This is a genomic window from Arthrobacter sp. 210 2 (genome assembly GCF_059093025.1).
The window spans coordinates 11,540-29,555 of the sequence record NZ_JBNHIE010000016.1 but is presented as its reverse complement, the minus strand read 5'-3'; the positions used below and the strand labels follow the sequence as shown (position 1 = coordinate 29,555).

General features: G+C 66.4%; 15 protein-coding genes. 9 read left to right on the top strand and 6 right to left on the bottom strand.

The genetic code is table 11. The features are described from left to right. The first annotated feature begins 8 nt into the window (after positions 1-8). Positions 9-521 (top strand): metallopeptidase family protein, encoded by a 513-nt coding sequence (locus tag AC5RWA_RS20905; RefSeq protein WP_079595674.1) that lies wholly within the window; start codon positions 9-11, stop codon positions 519-521. Between the two features lie 48 nt (positions 522-569). On the opposite strand, the gene AC5RWA_RS20900 is transcribed toward AC5RWA_RS20905, so the two are convergent. From AC5RWA_RS20900 to AC5RWA_RS20890, 3 genes are read right to left on the bottom strand one after another with little or no spacing between them, the layout of a single operon-like run. Continuing rightward, on the bottom strand, positions 570-2,231 hold the full coding sequence (locus AC5RWA_RS20900; protein ID WP_494058909.1) for a DUF5719 family protein: 1,662 nt from the start codon (positions 2,229-2,231) through the stop codon (positions 570-572). Then, positions 2,224-5,574 (bottom strand): glycosyltransferase, encoded by a 3,351-nt coding sequence (locus tag AC5RWA_RS20895; RefSeq protein WP_494058908.1) that lies wholly within the window; start codon positions 5,572-5,574, stop codon positions 2,224-2,226. Before AC5RWA_RS20895 ends, AC5RWA_RS20900 begins: the two co-directional genes overlap by 8 nt. 29 nt (positions 5,575-5,603) lie before the next feature. Next, complete coding sequence (locus AC5RWA_RS20890) at positions 5,604-6,137, bottom strand: WhiB family transcriptional regulator (protein WP_079595677.1); 534 nt, start codon at positions 6,135-6,137, stop codon at positions 5,604-5,606. 390 nt (positions 6,138-6,527) lie between these two features. Between AC5RWA_RS20890 and AC5RWA_RS20885 the strand changes: the two genes are divergently transcribed. Next, positions 6,528-7,226, top strand: coding sequence for a TIGR03089 family protein (locus AC5RWA_RS20885; RefSeq protein WP_494058907.1), 699 nt, complete (start codon positions 6,528-6,530; stop codon positions 7,224-7,226). 51 nt (positions 7,227-7,277) lie between these two features. On the opposite strand, the gene AC5RWA_RS20880 is transcribed toward AC5RWA_RS20885, so the two are convergent. Next, a complete protein-coding gene (locus AC5RWA_RS20880) occupies positions 7,278-7,838 on the bottom strand; it encodes a GtrA family protein (RefSeq protein WP_494058906.1) in 561 nt (186 codons plus the stop codon). Positions 7,839-8,012: 174 nt separating this feature from the next. Here AC5RWA_RS20880 and AC5RWA_RS20875 point away from each other — a divergent pair, with 174 nt between their 5' ends. The 4 genes from AC5RWA_RS20875 to manA are packed head-to-tail and all read left to right on the top strand — an operon-like array spanning position 8,013 to position 12,727. After that, positions 8,013-9,209: a 5-(carboxyamino)imidazole ribonucleotide synthase gene (locus AC5RWA_RS20875; RefSeq protein WP_079595680.1), complete on the top strand. Its 1,197-nt coding sequence runs from the start codon at positions 8,013-8,015 to the stop codon at positions 9,207-9,209. Beyond that, positions 9,206-9,790, top strand: coding sequence for a 5-(carboxyamino)imidazole ribonucleotide mutase (gene purE / locus AC5RWA_RS20870; protein WP_079595681.1), 585 nt, complete (start codon positions 9,206-9,208; stop codon positions 9,788-9,790). The genes AC5RWA_RS20875 and purE overlap by 4 nt, the downstream gene beginning before the upstream one ends. Before the next feature lie 10 nt (positions 9,791-9,800). Continuing rightward, on the top strand, positions 9,801-11,447 hold the full coding sequence (locus AC5RWA_RS20865; protein ID WP_275724718.1) for an LCP family protein: 1,647 nt from the start codon (positions 9,801-9,803) through the stop codon (positions 11,445-11,447). A gap of 32 nt (positions 11,448-11,479) precedes the next feature. Beyond that, positions 11,480-12,727 carry a mannose-6-phosphate isomerase, class I gene (gene manA / locus AC5RWA_RS20860; protein ID WP_494058905.1) on the top strand — a complete coding sequence of 416 codons (1,248 nt, stop codon included), beginning with the start codon at positions 11,480-11,482 and terminating at the stop codon, positions 12,725-12,727. Here the strand turns inward: manA and AC5RWA_RS20855 are convergent. Beyond that, positions 12,724-13,767 (bottom strand): lipid II:glycine glycyltransferase FemX, encoded by a 1,044-nt coding sequence (locus tag AC5RWA_RS20855; RefSeq protein WP_494058904.1) that lies wholly within the window; start codon positions 13,765-13,767, stop codon positions 12,724-12,726. The two genes, manA and AC5RWA_RS20855, sit on opposite strands and share 4 nt — an antisense overlap. Positions 13,768-13,854: 87 nt before the next feature. After that, complete coding sequence (gene glpX / locus AC5RWA_RS20850; RefSeq protein WP_176156781.1) at positions 13,855-14,877, bottom strand: class II fructose-bisphosphatase; 1,023 nt, start codon at positions 14,875-14,877, stop codon at positions 13,855-13,857. A 226-nt stretch (positions 14,878-15,103) separates the two neighbouring features. Here glpX and AC5RWA_RS20845 point away from each other — a divergent pair, with 226 nt between their 5' ends. The 3 genes from AC5RWA_RS20845 (at position 15,104) to AC5RWA_RS20835 (ending at position 17,923) form a co-directional block, all read left to right on the top strand. Then, positions 15,104-15,784, top strand: coding sequence for a DUF4245 domain-containing protein (locus tag AC5RWA_RS20845; protein ID WP_494058919.1), 681 nt, complete (start codon positions 15,104-15,106; stop codon positions 15,782-15,784). Between the two features lie 10 nt (positions 15,785-15,794). Then, positions 15,795-16,409 (top strand): carbonic anhydrase, encoded by a 615-nt coding sequence (locus AC5RWA_RS20840; RefSeq protein WP_494058903.1) that lies wholly within the window; start codon positions 15,795-15,797, stop codon positions 16,407-16,409. Positions 16,410-16,495: 86 nt separating this feature from the next. Next, on the top strand, positions 16,496-17,923 hold the full coding sequence (locus AC5RWA_RS20835) for a class II fumarate hydratase (protein WP_079595687.1): 1,428 nt from the start codon (positions 16,496-16,498) through the stop codon (positions 17,921-17,923). Positions 17,924-18,016: the final 93 nt, after the last annotated feature.

Sequence of the window (18,016 nt, the reverse complement as noted above, 5' to 3'; positions counted from 1 at the left end):
GTCAATATATGCAGTCATCGAACCATGAATCAGGCTTTACGGTCCGGTTGGCTGACCCGGACGCCCCACAGCAGACGGGCGGGGACTCCACGGGCAGGAGCTTCATGCAGCGCCGCCGGAACCGCCACGGCCGCGGGCTGCGCGGCGAGGTTATGCTTCCCACCCATCCCGGCTACCGGACACGGTCTGACCGGTTTGATGACATGGTCCTGGATTCGGCCCAGCGGCTGCACGATATCTGGGGCAAGACCCTGGACGGCGTCCGGTTTGGCGTGGACGAGATTCCGCCGGACCTCGAGCAGCTGGCCGCTGACTCCGCACCTATCCCCATGGGCTCCTACACGCCTGCTTCCGGTGAAGACGGGCCCATGATCACGGTGTACCGGCGCGTCGTGGAGCAGGCCTGCCCCGGCGTCGAGGAACTTCAGGACCTGGTCCACGACGTGGTGGTGGAGCACACCGCGGAGATGCTGGGCGTTGCCCCTGAAACCCTGGACCCGGTGTACCGGCGCCGCTACTGACGCACCCAGCCCCAACCGCCCCGAGACTCTCCGGGCGGCACCCCGGTTTCAATAGCTGATGGTGACGGGTACCGTTTCCTGCCCGGCCGCAGCGGGCTGGAAGGCAAGGGATGAGACGTCGTTCCGGCCGTCCTGTTCCACAAGGACAGCGCCGTAGGCGGCATCCCCGGATGCAGAGACGACGTAGCCAACCACGTCGGCGTCCTCGGCCTTGTCCGGAACGGCGATGGACGCAGTGGTTCCGCCCGCGATGTCGGCCGTGGACGGTGCCCGGACCTTCCCGTCGGCGGTGATTGCCGCGTAGGTGATGGTGGCCCTGGCGTCCAGGGCACCAAAGACCAGCTGCCGGGTCCCGCCCCGTGGAACAGGAACCACGTGCTGGCTGCCAAGCCGCACCCCGGAGGACGCCCAGGCGACATCGGACGGCTGCCCCTCCTGGGTCCCCCGGCTAATGCGTGTGGCGGCAACAAAGGAGACATCGGATGCCGCAGAAACGGTGTAGTGCCCGGCCGGAACGCCCACAAGCGAAACCTCCGTGATGGAACCGGCTTTGGCGGTGATCACACCGCCGGACGGCAGGGATTTCTGACCGTCGCGGCCATACACTTTGACCTCCACCACTGCATCCGACGGACCCGGAACAGTGATCTGCAGGGCAGGAGCGGCATCCTCGTACCCGGATCTTCCGGTCAAGGCGGCAACTCCGGCCGGATCCTGGATGTCCACGCCGGTCATGACCTGGCGGACCGCGGGGGCCGCCCCGGGTGCGATGAAGTCCACTCCGCCGGGTGTCAGGCCGCGCAGGACGCTTTGCTGGATAGCCGCCGCAACGGGTCCCCCCGCGCTGCGGACACGGACGCTCAGCTGCGGCTCCCCCGGAGCCAGACCGGCGAGTACCACCGAGCGTGTGGTGCCGGGTGCCACGAGCAGGCCACGGCTGCCGGGCGCCTGGATCTGACCGTTGCGGCCGAACAACTCAAGGCTGACCGTGGCCGGGGTGGTGGAAGCGTTCGTCAGGACCAGCACCGATGTACGGCCCACAGTGGTACTGGCGCCGGCCAGCCACTGGTCGTTGGACGGCCGCTGGCAGTTGGCGGCCGCTGTTCCCTGTAGGTCACCGTCCGTTGCCGTGAATTTCATCGCTGCCGCAGCCGACGCCTGCTGGTTTGCCAAAGCATCGGCGCTAACGACTGTTGCCTGGTCCACTTGGCGGTTAGCCAGGACGCCCGCGATGAGTTCCTGGCGCGCACCCTCGGCGGGAACTTCGCCGGAATCCTTGGCGATCTCGACGGCGGTGGTCCCGTCCAGCAGGGACAGCCGGCTGGACGGGAGCACGCCTGCGGCGCCGAGGATGGCCGCGGTCACCGTACTGGCGGCCGTGGCGGATTCCGGGCTGAATTGTGGATCAGTGCCTGCCTGGGTGCCTTCCAGCAGCCGGGCGGGGCCCGGACATACGCCCAGGCTTTCTCCTGCGGGGACGGCGGCAACGGCCGCCGGCAGGTTGCGGCTCGATTCCGGCGCAGGGAGCAAGGATCCCGCGGCCACCACGGCCCCGGCACCCGTCAGGACGAGTGCAGCGGTGGCGAAACCCGCCAGGGTCCCCTTCCGGCGCTTGCCTTCGGACCCCTGGTTGCCGGCCCCGCCGGGCGCTTCTCCGGCATCCGTTGCCGGGGCGTCCGGCGCCTGGCCGGACATGGTGTGCTCATGCATTCTGCTGTTCCTTACGCAGGGAGCCCTCATCCCGGGAGAGGCCGGTCCGCGGCCTTCGTGCCGGCATGGGGATGGCCAGCATGACAGTCAGGCCAATCACCGTGGCCTGGGCTATTCCTGCCCATGCTGCCCAGGGGCTTTCGTAGCGGATTGTCAGGTGGCCGCCGGAAGCGGGAAGCGTGAACGCCTGGGACCATCCGGAGGTGGTTGATGTCAGTTTCCGGCCGTCGAGCCAGGCACTCCAACCGGGATCGGCGCGTTCGGCAAGAACTGCCAGCCGCCCCTCGGGCCCCTCGGGCACCTGGGCATCGACGTCGTTGTAGGCCGACGGCACCAGCGAGACCGTTGATCCGTCCGCGTCCACGATCCGGACCCGGTGGGCGATATCCGCGGGCTGCAGGACGGGCTGGTTCAGCGGGGTGATCCGCCAGAGCCATCCCACGTCGGTCTGTCCCACGGCTACGAGGCCCGGCACCGCGTCCATCCTGCTGGCGGTAAGCTGCGCCGCTGTATCTGCGGAGCGGAGCACAACAAAGCCGACTCCCAGCTGTTCCAGGTCGCTGCGCGGGTCGACGCCCTGGCCAGCCACGAGGGTTGCCACAACGCGGCGGACGGCCGCTGTGACGTCGTCGTCGTCCCGGACCGTCTCAGCGCCCGGAGCGCCAATGATGTTCCGTGCGGAAGCGACTGCCGAGAGGCTGTCCAAGGTGGTGCCCGCGCCCCTGATCAGGGAGGCGTCAAAGGAGCCGTTGTCCCGCGTGCTGATCATGAGGGTGCGCGTCTGCTCGGGGCCTGTTCCGCGGTCGATGGCTGTGGCCGGCAACGTCCGCGGGCTGGTGGCCTCCACCAGCCGGGCGGCGCCGAATCCGGGGGCTGCCGGACCTTCAGTGTCGGCAGCTCCAACGGCGCCAGCGGCGGAAACAGCTGCGGGACGGAGCAGGTTGCGGGCAGACCATGCGGCCATTCCTGCCAGGGGGCCGACGAGCAGCAGCACCATCCCGAAGGCCATGGCGGAACGTGCCGCGGTCCGCTGCTTCGCGGTGCCTGTAACAGCCTTGTCCGCCACGTTGAGGAAGTGCTCTGCTCCCAGCAGGCCCGCGCCCAGGAAGGCGAAGGCAGCGGCGGAAACAGCGGGCCCGGTGAAGGGCGTTACGAGCGTGTCGGCGTTCATCGCCGTTGCCACGTGGGAGGCCAGCCAGCCGCCGGCCAAGGCGATCGCTCCGGCCACCCACAGTGACCTGGCCGTCCTGGCGCGGCGGCCCGTGGTGAAAAGTCCCGCCACGGCCAGGACCAGGACTGGCGCACCCACGAGGAGTGCCAGCAGCAGGGCCCAGGGAAAGGCGGCGTCCTGGAAGTAGGGTAGGCCGTCCAGTCCCCCGTCGGGGCCGAAGGCCATCGGCTGGCCCAGGAGCTGCTGCCAGAGCGGGGCGGCGGTGAAGCCGAGGGGCAGGCCCGGATCCGCGAGCAGTGCCCTCGGTTTGTCGAGCACGGTCAGGCCGAATGGAATGAAGAGCGCGGCGCTTGGCAGCAGGGCCCACCACACGGTGCGGCCGCGACGGCCCAGCAGGAGCCCGCAGAGCACGATCACGGCGGTTGCGGGAATCAGGAGGGAGGGCGCAGATGCAGCGACGACCGCCAGAGCCAGTCCTGCTGCTGCCGCCGCCGTCCATGACGGTGTGCCGTTGATCCCGGGCCGGACAGGAGGCCGGTCCCCGCGGCGCCCGTCCCCGGCAGGCAGAGTGAACCGTCCGTGTCCCACCGCCGAGCCGGTGGCGCGCAGCAGGGCAAGGACCAGCAGGGGGATCATGAGATGCGCAATCAGGGCGCCGGCGCGGCCTTGGTTCAGGGCCACCTGGAGAGCGGGGGAAGCGGCCCAGCAGATAGCGGCAGCGAGGCGCAGGCGGCGTCGGACCGTCAATCCGCCCGCAGCAAACCAGGCGGTGAGAGCGGACAACGGGGTGCTGAGCAGGAGGAGCCAGGCCATGGCTGCATTGGCATCCCCGCCGCCGAGGACGCCGAGGATCCACAGGACGTAGCCGAAGGGGTCGCCCCTTCCCGGGAGTCCGGCGCCCAGGCTGATCCACCAGCTGGAGGCATGGTGCCAGATGTCACCGAGACCCGCAGAAACCGGTATGAGTGCCCCGCCGGCAACGGCGTCGGCGCGGAACAGCCCGGCGAGTCCGAGAAGTGAAGCGACGGATGCGATGATGACCGCCGCGAGGGCCCCATTGCCTACCCACCCGCGTTTGCTGGTCGCCAGGGCAGCGAAATCGTCGGAGGAGTCGCCGCTGGGCTGGTGCGCCAGCGGGTCATGTTCGAGGTCGTCAGCCGGGCTGTTGTCCGAACCGATGGCCTCCATGAGCGACCGCCTGTGGCTCCACACCTCCCGCCGGGGTGTCTGCAGCTTGCGGATGACAGAGCGGCGGATCCGCCGCGACTGCCGGGCTGCCCGGCGGGCCCGCGCCACTGCCCTGGGCCTGCCCAGTGCGGCAACGGTGGCAGCCAGCTGGGAAATTCCGTGCCCCGGGTCCTTGACTGCAATGCTAAGGACCAGCTTGAAGAGACTGCCCAGCAGCGCGCCGGCAGCATGGACCGGCACCATCCAGAGCGGCGAGTGCTTGAGCCGCAGGTGAACCTGTGCTTTTCGGGCCGCTGCGGGATTGCCCAATGCATGGGGCCGGTGGGCCACGTGGAACATGCGGGCGGCAGGGACAACCACAACCCGGTGGCCCGCGAGGCGGTTGCGCCAGCAGAAGTCGACGTCGTCTCCGCTGCCCGGAAGTGCGGGATCGAAGCCGCCCAGCTGCTCCCAGACGTCACGGCGAACCAGCATTCCGGCCGAATTCACGGCGAACGTATCGCTGCGGCCGTCGTACTGCCCCTGGTCGAGCTCATCGGCGTCGATCAGGGTGAGCCGCTCGGCCCAGCGGCTGGTGGAGAGGCCGACATCGATCAGCTTCCGTTCCTCGTGCCAGTCCAGCTGCTTGCAGCCGGCGACGGTCACGGAGGGCGCGCGCTCCACGGCGGCGAGCAGTTCAGCAAGGGCTTCCGGTGCAGGGGCGGCATCGTCATGCAGCAGCCAGATCCACTCCGGCATGGCGTCCGCCCCGCCGGCCACCCGGGGCGCGAGTCCTCCGAGGCCCGCGGAAACCGCGGCCCCCATCCCGCCTTTCCCGCGTTCATGGCTCAGGACGCTATGTGCACCAAAGGCCCGCTCAAGGAGGGCCAGCGAGTGATCGCGGGAACCGGTATCGACGCCGATGGCACGGTCCACGGACCGGGTCTGGTCCGCCAAAGCCGAGAGGGTCCTGGGGAGATAGGCACTGCCGTTGTGGGCAACCACAACGGCAGTGACATAAACATCCTGGTGAATTAGATTGCTCGCTTCCTCAGCCGCCGGCGCTCACGCTCGGACAGGCCTCCCCAAATGCCGAACCGTTCGTCATTGGCCAGCGCGTATTCAAGGCATTGCGACCGCACGTTGCAGGCACCGCACACCTTTTTGGCATCGCGGGTGGAGCCGCCCTTCTCCGGGAAGAAGGCCTCGGGGTCCGTCTGGGCGCACAAAGCGTCAGTTTGCCAGCCGAGTTCGCCTTCGTCGTCGAAGTCCTGTTGGAAGGGCAGTCCGATCCACACAGGCTGGGCCGTGCCGGGCGCAGCCAGCTCCATGGGCGGGTCGAGGTCGTCTTCAAGGTCCCCACCGCCGTCCAGGAGGGCCTCATGCGCGGCAAGGAATGCTGTGGCCTGGTCCTCCAGGATGCCGCTGGCATTCCGGTTGTACCGCTCCGCAGCTTCAGGATCAGCAGGATCCACGTACCAATCGCTCGGCACCCCCCGTGCACGGTATTTTGCCGTTGCCTGGCCGGCCACGACGGCATCTTCCTGGATACGCTCTGCTTGCCCCACGGCGACCCTCCTGATGTTGCAGCCTCTGCCTGGATACGTGGGCACTCGGTTGTGTGCCGGTATTTGCGCAGTCGCTTTAGATACCTAATTACACGTGTGTAACTAGGGCGAGTCAAGCCGCGGCCGGGATAATAATCACTGAAGTTCCCCAACGCCGCGTACGCCACGCCCGGGAATTTTCCTCCGCAGGCCGCCAAGCGGCGGGCACCATAGGCCTGGGCGGCAAATTTGCCCGAAAAACCCGCGCCACTGGCGGGAAGTTACCCGGATTCAGCATAAATAGCAAGCACGCTTAGCATCGCATGTGATAAACATCACTTTCGGCGCGGTGCTTCATAGCCTGCGGAGAAACCGGATGACCCGCCGCCGGGCCGGTGGCAGGATGGTGCCATGACTACTCCTGCGCTCGATCTGATGGCCAGCCTTCGTTCAGGGAACTCAACGTCGCCGCGCCTTACCTGGTACGGCCCGGACGCGGAACGGGTGGAGCTCTCCGGACGGGTCCTGGACAACTGGGTGGCCAAGACCAGCAATCTGCTGCAGGACGAACTGGACGCAGCCCCCGGAATGCGGCTTCGTCTCGAGCTGCCTGCACATTGGAAGGCAATGGTGTGGGCACTTGCCAGCTGGCAACTCGGCCTTGAAACCGTGCTGGAGGAAGGCCCGGCTGACTTCCTGGTCACGGCAGATCCGGAATCAGTGGACGGCAGGTACGACGCCGTCATCGCCGTCGCGCTTCCCGCTCTCGCCATGCGCTGGCCGGGGGAGCTTCCTGCGGGTTGCATCGACTACGCTGCGGAAGTGCGCTCCCACGGTGACGTCTTCATGGCGCATGCAGACGCGGACCCGGCTGTATCAGCACTCGTGGACCGGGAGGGCCGCGGGCACCTGCACCGGGATCTGCTCGACGGTTTCGCCGTTGGCCACGATGAGGGCGTGCGGCTCCATATACCTGCCGGCACCGGTCTTGAGGCAGCACTGGCGAACGCCCTGGGAGCGTGGAAGCAGGGCGGCTCCGTGGTCCTCACGCATCCTGACGTGGAGCTGACGGACAAGCTGCTGGCCGCCGAGCGTATCCACGGCAACTAGTTTTCCCGTCCTGGCTTTACGCCACCGGCCTGCCTGAGCCGGAGAGGCCGGCTATGGCTGGGCGGGACCCTCGGAGGAGGCTTCGCGTTCCGCCGCCGCCACGTGCTCCCTGGGCTGGTGGTGGAGCTCGATAAGTTCATGGTCGTGCGAGAACTCGGGTTCCTGGTCCAGTTCTTCGTTAAAGACCCAGAAGCGGTAGGCAAAGAACCGGAAAATGGTTCCCAGGACGAGTCCCACAACGCTTCCCGCAATGAAGAGTGACGGCTTGTCGTTGAGGTCCAGCACGTACTTCGCAAACCAGACGCACCCGGAGGCAATCAGAAGCCCCACCAGGTTCATCACGGCGAAGAGCACGGCTTCGCGCACCACGTTGGCCTGCTTGCGGTGCCTGAACGTCCAGTAGCGGTTGGCTACCCAGGAGAAGATGCTGGCCACGATGGTGGCAACGGCCTTGGCCCAGACCTCGCTGCCGTGCATCGGCCCCGTGAAGAGCCAGATGTAAACCGCGGAGTCGATGACGAACGCCACACCGCCGACAGCTCCGAATTTGGCCACTTCACGCCAAAAAAGCGAGGCCAGTCCCCGAATACGATCTGCAAGTGTGCTAAACATGACCCTCCATGGCCGTATGATCTGTGGGCCACGTGGCCAAAGGCCTATTTTAGCCCCCAAAACTCTGCCCCAGCCTCCCTTGGACCGTCCCGGGATGCCCCCTTCACCTTAATTTGCCTCCTTCGGAGCGGCCGAAAGCCGGGATACCGGACGGTCTTCGGTAGGCTGGCCCATGTGACTTTTCCAGTAATAGGTGTGGTTGGCGGCGGCCAGCTTGCGCGAATGATGGCCCCAGCCGCAACAGCACTCGGTTTCGAACTCCGTGTCCTTGTTGAAGGCGACGACGTTTCGGCGGTTTCGGCCGTGTCCACGTCGCCCGTTGGCGACTATAAGGATCTGCAGACGCTGCTTGACTTCTCAGAAGGCCTGGACGTGATGACCTTTGATCACGAGCACGTGCCCACTGAACACCTGCGGGCCCTGCAGGCGGCCGGCGTCAACGTCCAGCCCGGTCCGGACGCGCTGGTGAATGCGCAGGACAAGCTTGTGATGCGCGCCGCCGTAGACCGGCTCGAACTTCCCAACCCCGCCTGGGCGTCCGTGGACGACGTTGCCGCCCTGGTCAGTTTCGGTGACAAAACGGGCTGGCCAGTGATACTGAAGATGCCGCGCGGCGGTTACGACGGCAAGGGCGTACGGGTCGTAGGGTCCGCCGAAGAGGCCGCCGGGACGGAAGAGTGGTTTGCGGCCATGAGTCCGCTCCTGGCCGAGGCAAAGGTTGACTTCACGCGGGAGCTGTCCGCACTCGTGGCGAGGACGCCCGACGGGGAGGCCCGCGCCTGGCCCGTGGTGCATACGATCCAGGTGGACGGTGTGTGTGACGAAGTGATCGCTCCGGCCCTGGACATCCCCGTTGAGGTTGCGGCGGCAGCAGAAGATGCCGCCCTCCGGATAGCCGGCGAACTGGGAGTCACCGGCGTCCTGGCCGTGGAACTTTTCGAGACTCCCGGCGTGGGGGCAGGGTTTCTCATCAATGAACTCGCCATGCGCCCGCACAACACCGGGCACTGGACCCAGGACGGAGCCGTGACGAGCCAGTTCGAGCAGCACCTTCGCGCTGTCCTGAACCTGCCCCTCGGTGCCACTGATGCCCTGGCCCCCGTGACCGTCATGAAGAACTTCCTCGGCGGAGAAAACCAGGACCTGTACTCAGCATTTCCGCTGGCACTCGCGAGTGAGCCCGCGGCCAAAGTCCACTGCTACGGCAAATCCGTCCGTCCGGGCCGGAAAATTGGCCACGTGAACCTGGTGGGCACGTCCACGGCGGACGTTGATTCGGTCCGGCGCCGTGCCACGAGGGTGGCAAGCATCATCCGCGACGGGCGGGCAGCGGCGGAAGAGACGCCACAAACTTTCGAGGAGAACGCATGAGCGCCCCAGCAACGCCTGCCGCGGGTCCAGCGGCGAACCCCCTGGTGGGCCTGGTCATGGGCTCCGACTCCGACTGGCCGGTCATGGAAGCCGCAGCGGACGCCCTGGCCGAATTCGGGATTCCGTTTGAAGCAGACGTGGTCTCCGCGCACAGGATGCCCACCGAGATGATCCGCTACGGGCAAACGGCCCACGAACGCGGACTCCGCGTGATCATCGCCGGGGCCGGCGGCGCCGCGCACCTGCCGGGCATGCTGGCGAGCGTCACTCCCCTGCCGGTGATCGGCGTGCCTGTGCCGCTGAAGACACTGGACGGCATGGACTCCCTGCTGTCGATCGTCCAGATGCCGGCCGGCGTCCCCGTTGCGACGGTTTCCATCGCCGGCGCGCGCAACGCCGGACTTCTGGCTGTCCGCATGCTGGCCGCGGGAACCGATGAGCTCGCAGCTTCGCTGCGCACCGACCTTCTCGACTTTGCCGCCGACCTCAACGCTGTAGCCTCCCGCAAGGGGGCAAACCTCCGGCAGAAAGTCAGCGAGGTCTTCGCCGACGGCAACAGCTCCTTCCGGGGCAGCCGTTAGGACCGCCGGCATGTCCAGCAGCAAAGTTCCGCAGTCCGCCTCGGACACGGCCCTGACGGACCCGGTACGTTACCCGGTCAGCGCTTCCCCTCCCGTCCGCACAAAACGTGCCTTCGTGCTGGTCCTGCTGACCCTCCTCGTCCCCGGCAGCGCGCAACTCGTGGCGGGCGACCGCAGGCTGGGCCGGGCAGCACTGCGCGTGACGCTCTGCGTCTGGGCACTCCTGGTGCTGGCCTTGCTTCTGCTCATCGTCAACCGGACCGCGCTGGTCAGCATCATCACCAACCCCTTCGCATCGCTGGCCATCGTCATCGTGCTGGTGGCTCTCGCGGCCGGCTGGGCTGTCCTGTTCATCAACACCCTGCGGCTCATCCGCCCGGTGCTGCTGGCGCCGCCGGCGCGGCCCGCCGTCGGCATTGCCTTGGTGGTGGCACTGGTGCTGGGCAGCGGGTCGCTCGGCTACGCGGCATACCTGCTCAACGTCAGCCGCAACGCCATCGGCAGTATCTTCTCCTCGGGACCGGCGATCGACCCGGTGGACGGACGCTACAACTTCCTGATGATGGGAGGCGACGCCGGTGACGACCGCACCGGCCGGCGGCCGGACAGCCTCTCCGTGCTGAGCGTCGACGCCGAAACCGGCCAGACGGCCATCATCTCGGTACCCCGCAACCTGCAGAACGCGCAGTTCAGTGAGGGCTCCCCCATGCGGGCCATTTACCCGGAGGGCTACGACTGCGGCGACGAGTGCTTGATCAACGCCATCAACACCGAGGTAACCAACGAGTACGCAGACCTTTACCCCGGAGTGGCCGATCCAGGCGCCCAGGCGACTTTGGAGGCCGTGTCCGGAACGCTGGGGCTCACCGTCCAGGCATACGTCCTGGTGGACATGGAGGGCTTCTCCACGCTCATCGACGCCATGGGAGGCATCAGGATCAAGGCGGGCGGCTGGGTTCCCATGAGCGGTTATTTCGACGAATTCAGCAGGACCTACGGGATGCCGCTGGGATGGATCCCCGCCGGTGAGCAAACACTCAACGGCAACCAGGCACTCTGGTACGGCCGGTCCCGCGAGTACGTTGACGACTACGCCCGCATCCAGCGCCAGCAATGCGTGCAGCAGGCCATGCTGAAGCAGCTGGACCCTGCCACGCTCCTGTCGAAGTTCGAGGACATCGTCAACGCGGGGACCCAGGTGGTGGAATCCAACATTTCCTCAACGCAGTTGGGCAGCTTCGTGGACCTCGCCATCAAGGCGAGAGGCCAGGACGTCAAGCGGCTGACCATCGGCCCGCCGGACTTCGACGCATCATTCTCCACGGTCCCGGACTTTGACCAGATCCACGTGCGCGTGGACGAACTTCTGGCTTCTGCATCATCCGCGCAGTCGCTGGGAACCCCTGACGATGCAATTGCTGTGCCCGCCGCCGGCGGCGGACCGGTGCAGGCTGCAGGAGCCTACGCTCCTACTGCCTCCCTGCTGGCCGGCGGAAGCCTGCCGCAGCAGCCCACGCCGTCGGACTTCATCCCAGTGACCACCACACCCGACGGCGAGCCGATCACCGAAGAACTGCTGAACCAGCTCAAGCGCGAGGGTAACGAGCAGGCCATCGCCGGGCTCGTGGCCACCAATGGCCAGTGCGCCGCGCTCTAGCCCCGCTACATACGAAAGAAACGGAACCGGTTTTGTACGAGATTGAAAACGTCCTCCGGGATTACGCCTGGGGTTCGACAACGGCGATTGCATCGCTCCTGGGACGCCCGGAATCCGGTGGGCCCGAAGCCGAACTGTGGATCGGGGCGCACACTGATTCGCCATCCGTGGCGCATGTCCCGGAAGACGGCACCGCCACTCCCCTCGATGCCTTGATCGCCAGCGATCCGGAGCATTTCCTCGGCACCGAATCAGTAGCCCGCTTTGGGCCGCGGCTGCCGTTCCTGGCGAAAATCCTGGCCGCAGCCCAGCCGCTGTCCCTCCAGGTGCATCCCAGCCTGGAGCAGGCACGTGCCGGGTTTGCCCGGGAGAACGCGGAAGGTGTGGCGGCGGATGCACCACACCGGAACTACCGCGATGATAACCACAAGCCGGAAATGATCTTCGCGCTGACCCCGTTCGAAGCCCTGTGCGGGTTCCGCCCGACGGCGGAAACCCGGGAGCTCCTGCTGCACGTCGCCTCAGCTTTTGAATCAGTGCAAGCGCAGCCGCCTGCCGTTATCACGGCCCTGCTGGAGGACCTCGACGACGGCGACGAAGGTGCCGGCCTGCGGAAGGCGTTTGAACGCCTCATCACGGGCGGAGAAGCCGTGGCGGAAGCCACCACCCAGGTGGTGGCGGCGCTGCTGTCCCGGGGATCGCTGGCACCCTACGAAGCAGAGCTGGGAACGGCCATCAGCCTGAACGAGAAGTACCCGGGCGATCCCGGTGTGCTCATCTCCCTGCTCTTGAACCGGATCTCGCTGCAGCCGGGCGAGTCCGTCTACCTGCCCGCGGGAAACGTCCACGCCTACCTGCACGGGCTGGGCGTGGAGGTCATGGCGTCCTCGGACAACGTCCTGCGCGGCGGGCTGACGCCCAAGTTCGTGGATGTCCCCGAACTGCTGCGCACCATCGACTTCCACCCCGTGGCCGTGCCGATGCTCAATGCCGAAAAGACCGTACTGGACCAGGAGCTCTACCGGCCGCCGTTCGAGGAATTCCAGCTGCAGCGGATCGAGCTCGGGCCGAATGATGGCCCCGTCCCGCTGGCGCAGTCCGGGGCCGCCGTGGTCATCGTCGTGGCGGGCGACGTCTACCTGGACTCACCCAAGGGCGACCTGCAGCTTTCACGGGGCGGCAGCGCATTCCTCGCCGCCGCCGAGGCCCCCGTCAACGTCCACCCTGTCGCCGGGAGCACGGAGCCGGCACTGGCGTTTGCGGTGACTACCGGCCTTTAGCCGCGCCGAAGCACCAGACGCGCGCGCCCGGCCGCAGTTTTGACGAGCCGGCGCGCCGTCTGGAGGCCCTTCCGTGCCAGCGGCATGGCCTTTGAGTACGCCGGGTAGAACGGGGACAGCGGCTTTTCCCACGTTCCCAGGAGCATGTTTTCGTGCTTGGCGAACTGCTTCTTGAAGTCCGAAATACCGTCGTTGAGCAGGCCGTTGAAGTCGTACCGGGAGCATCCGTCTTCCCGCATGGACTGCAGCGCCGCCCATTTGACCCCGTAGTTCACGCGCTGCTTCTGCCCTTCGGCGGAGACGCCGCCGTAGAGCTCGAAGGCGGTGGAGCCGCTGCGGGCCAGCCAGACGAACGCCAGCATCTGCTCGCCGTCGAATGCTCCGATGATGGGTGAACCGTCTCCCATGTTCAGGAAAATGTCCCGGTAGTACTGGTCCTCGTGGATACCGAAACCGGCGCGTTCCGCCGTTTCGTGGTAGATGGCGAGCACCTGCTCCAGCTCGGATTCGTTCTTGACCTTCCGGAACTCCACGTCGCTGCGCATTGCCTTGCGGATATTGGCGCGGGTGGACTTGGACATCTCCGCCATCAGTTCGTCATCGGACCTGCGCAGGTCCAGGATGAGCGTCCGCGGGATCAGGACTGTGTTGGTGGACTCCCGGAAACCGGCTTCGGACACGGCGGCCGCGTAGGGCGAATCCTGGTCCCAGTCCGGTTCAATGCTCAGGGCAACGCCGCGGTGGCGGGCGGCGGCATGGTCCGCAAGGCTGCTGAGGACGGCGGGAGCGTCCTCCACCGAACACATCGGCCCCCTGGGGATGTAGACCAATGCCCGGAACGGGACAGGAAGCCGCCGGATCAGCAGCTGGGCACAGCCGATCGTGTTGTCGCCGTCGTTCAGGAGCACGCGGTCCACGGACCAGCCATGCATTGCCTTGGTCTCGCCCCAGCCCCAGAGCTGTTGGGGGTGCCCCTGGAACCGGTCGACGTATTCGTCCCAAAGGGCGCGGTCAGTACAGGGCACAACAGCTGGAATCATGGCTTAAACCCTATACCAAGGCTTAGCGCCGGAGCCCCGGAACGCGCTGGGCGTTCCGGGGCTCCGGGTGGAATGCGTGGCCGTGGATCAGCTCTTGCGGGCGTAGCCTTCCCACTTGCTGGCCTGGTGCTCGCCGTCCACGAAGCGGATGGTCCCGGACTTGGAACGCATCACGATGGACTGGGTCAGGACCTTGTCCTTGGAGTAGCGGACGCCCTTCAGGAGGTCACCGTCGGTGATGCCGGTGGCAGCGAAGTAGCAGTTGTCGCTGGAGACGAGGTCGTTGGTGGACAGGACGCGTTCCAGGTCGTGGCCGGCGTCGATTGCCTTCTGCTTTTCTTCGTCGCTGGTGGGCCACAGCCGGCCCTGGATCACGCCGCCAAGGGACTTGATGGCACAGGCCGCGACGATTCCTTCGGGGGTTCCGCCGATGCCCATCAGGGCGTCGACGCCGGTTCCGGAGCGGGCGGCGGCGATGGCACCGGCAACGTCTCCGTCCATGATGAACTTGGTGCGGGCGCCGGCCTCACGGATTTCCTCGACCAGCGGGCGGTGGCGGTCGCGGTCCAGGATCATGACGTTGAGCTGGTTGACCTTCACGCCCTTTGCCTTGGCGATCAGGTGGAGGTTCTGCTTCACCGGCAGGCGGAGGTCCACCATGTCGGCGGCTTCCGGGCCGGTGACGAGCTTCTCCATGTAGAACACCGCGGAGGGGTCGAACATGGAACCGCGTTCTGCCACGGCCAGGACCGCCAGCGCGTTGTTGATGCCCAGCGCGGTGAGCCGCGTTCCGTCGATGGGATCGACGGCCACATCGCATTCGGGGCCGGTGCCGTCACCGACGCGTTCGCCGTTGAACAGCATGGGGGCTTCGTCTTTTTCGCCTTCACCGATGACCACGACGCCGTTGAAGTGGACCGTCTGCAGGAAGGAGCGCATGGCGTCCACGGCAGCGCCGTCCGCCGTGTTCTTGTCGCCGAAACCCACCCAGTGGCCGCCGGCGATTGCCGCAGCTTCGGTAACCCGGACAAGCTCGAGGGCAAGGTTGCGGTCCGGCTCATCGTTGCCCACAGCCAGGGACGGTGAGATCGTGGAGTACTTCTGGGTCATGGACGCTGGTGACACGTGAACCTCTTCTTCGAGTGGCGATCATTGAACCCGCCCAGCCGGAACAGCCGGTCGGTGATTCCTCTACTTCCGATCATAGTCGCGCTTATAGCTCCCGGGACGGCGGATGACGCGGGTGCGCAATGTGCAGGAACGGAGCGGCCGGGCACCCGAGGGCGCCAAATAGAACTTGCGTCCCCGGATGGGCGACTATAGAGGGGTGAATGACATGCAGGAAAAGACCAGTCCCAGCCCCGAGCCGGCCGGATCCGCAGGCAGCCAGGGCGCAGGTGGAACGGGCGCGGATGCCCCGGTTAAGCCTGTCATTCCGGCCGCAGCGGCCAAACGTGCCAACGCCTCGGTGATCGGCATGATCATCGCCCTCGTGGTGAGCATCGCCGCGTTCCTGCCGATCATCCTGATGAACCCGCTGCCCAAAAGCGACGGCTACCGTCCGGACATCGACGTCGCGGCGGTCTCCAGGAATGCCGCGGATGTGGCGGGATTCACACCGGCGGCCCCCGACACGGGCGGCGCTTTCAGGCCGAACTACGCACGGTGGGAAGCGGGAACCGGCAGCGGGGTGCCCACGTGGGAGGTCGGCTTCCTGACACCCAAGGATTCGTTCATCGCCCTGGTGCAGACCACCAAGGCCAACCCCACCTGGCTGCTGCAGCAGACCCGCAACGCGCCGGTCACCGGCTCGCGCAACGCAGGCGGCCAGGAGTGGGAGCTCCGGGACACCGGCAAAGGCGAGAAATCCCTGGTCCTCGACTACCGCGGAACTACCGTCATCCTGTCCGGCGCCGCCGAACTGGACGAGTTCGCCACCCTCGCTGACGCCGTCGTGAAGTCCATCGACAGCAATCCCGCCGTCACAGTTTCACCTGCGGCCACCACTGCCCCTTAAGGTAAGCAGGGTGACTACCTACCTGACTCCCGCACTTGCCTGGCGCCGCCTGCGCGAAGGAAATGAACGCTTTGTCAACGGTGAAACTTCCCACCCCAACCAGGACGCATCCCGCCGGTCCTCATTGGTGGAGAACCAGCACCCCTTCGCCGTAATTTTCGGCTGCTCGGATTCGCGCCTGGCCGCCGAGATCATCTTCGACGTCGGACTGGGTGACGTATTTGTGGTGCGGACCGCAGGCCAGGTGATTGACGACGCCGTCCTTGGCTCGCTTGAGTACAGCGTCGGTGTGCTCGGGGTCCCCTTGATCGTTGTCCTGGGCCACGACAGCTGCGGTGCCGTCTCCGCCACCAAGTCTGCCGTGGAGACCGGACAGATGCCCACCGGGTTCATCAGGGACCTTGTGGAGCGGATCACCCCGTCCGTCCTCACCTCGCTGCGCAACAACGAAACCGAGGTCAACGACATGGTGGTGGAACACGTGAAGCAGACCTCGCAGCGTCTGGTGGACAGCTCACGTGTGATTTCCGACGCAATCCAGGAAGGGCGGACTGCCGTCATCGGCCTGTCCTACAGCCTTGCGGAGGGCCGCGCGAACCTTGTTTCGGGAATCGGCGAGCTCTAGAAGGCGCCGAAAAGCCGCGCTGCCGGGACCCGTAGCATGCTCTTCACGGTTTTCGGTGGCGCGGCTGATCGCCCTAAGCTAACCCCATGACTTCCACTGAAGAATTCCGCATTGAACACGACACGATGGGCGAAGTCCGCGTCCCCGTGAACGCACTGTACCGTGCACAGACGCAGCGTGCAGTTGAAAACTTCCCCATCTCCGGCAAGACCCTCGAACGCGCCCACATCGAGGCCCTCGCCCGGGTCAAGAAGGCAGCCGCCCAGGCCAACGCTGAACTTGGAGTGCTCGACGGCGAGCTGGCCAAGGCGATCGCGGAGGCTGCCGATGAGGTGGCCACCGGCAAGTACGACGGCGACTTCCCCATCGACGTCTTCCAGACCGGTTCCGGCACGTCCTCGAACATGAACACCAACGAGGTCATCGCCGAACTGGCAACCCGGTCCCTCAAGGCTGCCGGAAGCGACAAGGTTGTCCACCCGAACGACCACGTCAACGCCTCCCAGTCGTCCAACGACGTGTTCCCCACGTCCGTGCACGTGGCCGCAACCTCGGCCCTGATCAACGACCTCATCCCGGCCCTCGGCTACCTGGCCGAATCCCTGGAGCGCAAGGCCGTGGAGTTCAAGGACGTCGTCAAGTCCGGCCGCACCCACCTGATGGACGCCACCCCGGTCACGCTGGGCCAGGAATTCGGCGGCTACGCAGCACAGGTGCGCTACGGCATCGAGCGGATCAACGCCTCGCTCCCCCGCGTTGCCGAAGTTCCGCTCGGCGGCACCGCTGTCGGAACCGGCATCAACACCCCGGCAGGCTTCCCGGAGCGTGTGATCGAGCTCCTCGCCACGGACACGGGCCTGCCGCTGACCGAGGCCCGCGACCACTTCGAGGCACAGGCCAACCGCGACGGCCTCATCGAAGCGTCCAGCCAGCTGCGCAACATCGCCATCTCCTTCATGAAGATCAACAATGACCTGCGCTGGATGGGCTCCGGCCCCAACACCGGCCTCGGCGAAATCGCCATCCCGGACCTGCAGCCCGGCTCCTCGATCATGCCCGGCAAGGTCAACCCGGTCATCTGCGAGGCCTCCATCATGGTTGCCGCCCAGGTCATCGGCAACGACACCGCCATTGCCTGGTCCGGCACGAACGGCGCCTTCGAATTGAACGTCGGCATCCCGGTCATGGCCTCCAACCTGCTTGAATCCATCCGCCTGCTGGCCAACACCAGCCGGGTCATGGCCGACAAGATGATCGACGGCATTACGGCCAACGTGGAGCGCGCCCGCTTCCTGGCAGAGGCTTCGCCGTCCATCGTCACCCCGCTGAACAAGTACATCGGCTACGAGAACGCCGCCAAGATTGCCAAGACGGCCGTGGCCGAAGGCCTCACCGTCCGCCAGGCCACCGAGAAGCTCGGCTTCGTCGGTGACGGCGAAGGCAAGGTCTCCGAAGCCGACCTCGACAAGGCCCTGGATGTCACCACCATGACGTCCCCGGCCCACAAGGCCTGACACCCGCAGCAAGTACGACGGCGGCCGCCCACCTTCCCAGCGAAGGCGGGCGGCCGCCGTCGTTTAAGGCAGGTTGGCGCACCTTCGGCCTCA

What these genes read in the sequence shown, in the direction of transcription:
- AC5RWA_RS20905 (WP_079595674.1), top strand. Translation starts at nt 9, where the DNA reads ATGCAGTCATCGAACCATGAATCAGGCTTTACGGTCCGGTTGGCTGAC.
- AC5RWA_RS20900 (WP_494058909.1), bottom strand. Translation starts at nt 2,231, where the DNA reads ATGCATGAGCACACCATGTCCGGCCAGGCGCCGGACGCCCCGGCAACG.
- AC5RWA_RS20885 (WP_494058907.1), top strand. Translation starts at nt 6,528, where the DNA reads ATGACTACTCCTGCGCTCGATCTGATGGCCAGCCTTCGTTCAGGGAAC.
- AC5RWA_RS20880 (WP_494058906.1), bottom strand. Translation starts at nt 7,838, where the DNA reads ATGTTTAGCACACTTGCAGATCGTATTCGGGGACTGGCCTCGCTTTTT.
- purE (WP_079595681.1), top strand. Translation starts at nt 9,206, where the DNA reads ATGAGCGCCCCAGCAACGCCTGCCGCGGGTCCAGCGGCGAACCCCCTG.
- AC5RWA_RS20865 (WP_275724718.1), top strand. Translation starts at nt 9,801, where the DNA reads ATGTCCAGCAGCAAAGTTCCGCAGTCCGCCTCGGACACGGCCCTGACG.
- AC5RWA_RS20855 (WP_494058904.1), bottom strand. Translation starts at nt 13,767, where the DNA reads ATGATTCCAGCTGTTGTGCCCTGTACTGACCGCGCCCTTTGGGACGAA.
- glpX (WP_176156781.1), bottom strand. Translation starts at nt 14,877, where the DNA reads ATGACCCAGAAGTACTCCACGATCTCACCGTCCCTGGCTGTGGGCAAC.
- AC5RWA_RS20845 (WP_494058919.1), top strand. Translation starts at nt 15,104, where the DNA reads ATGCAGGAAAAGACCAGTCCCAGCCCCGAGCCGGCCGGATCCGCAGGC.
- AC5RWA_RS20835 (WP_079595687.1), top strand. Translation starts at nt 16,496, where the DNA reads ATGACTTCCACTGAAGAATTCCGCATTGAACACGACACGATGGGCGAA.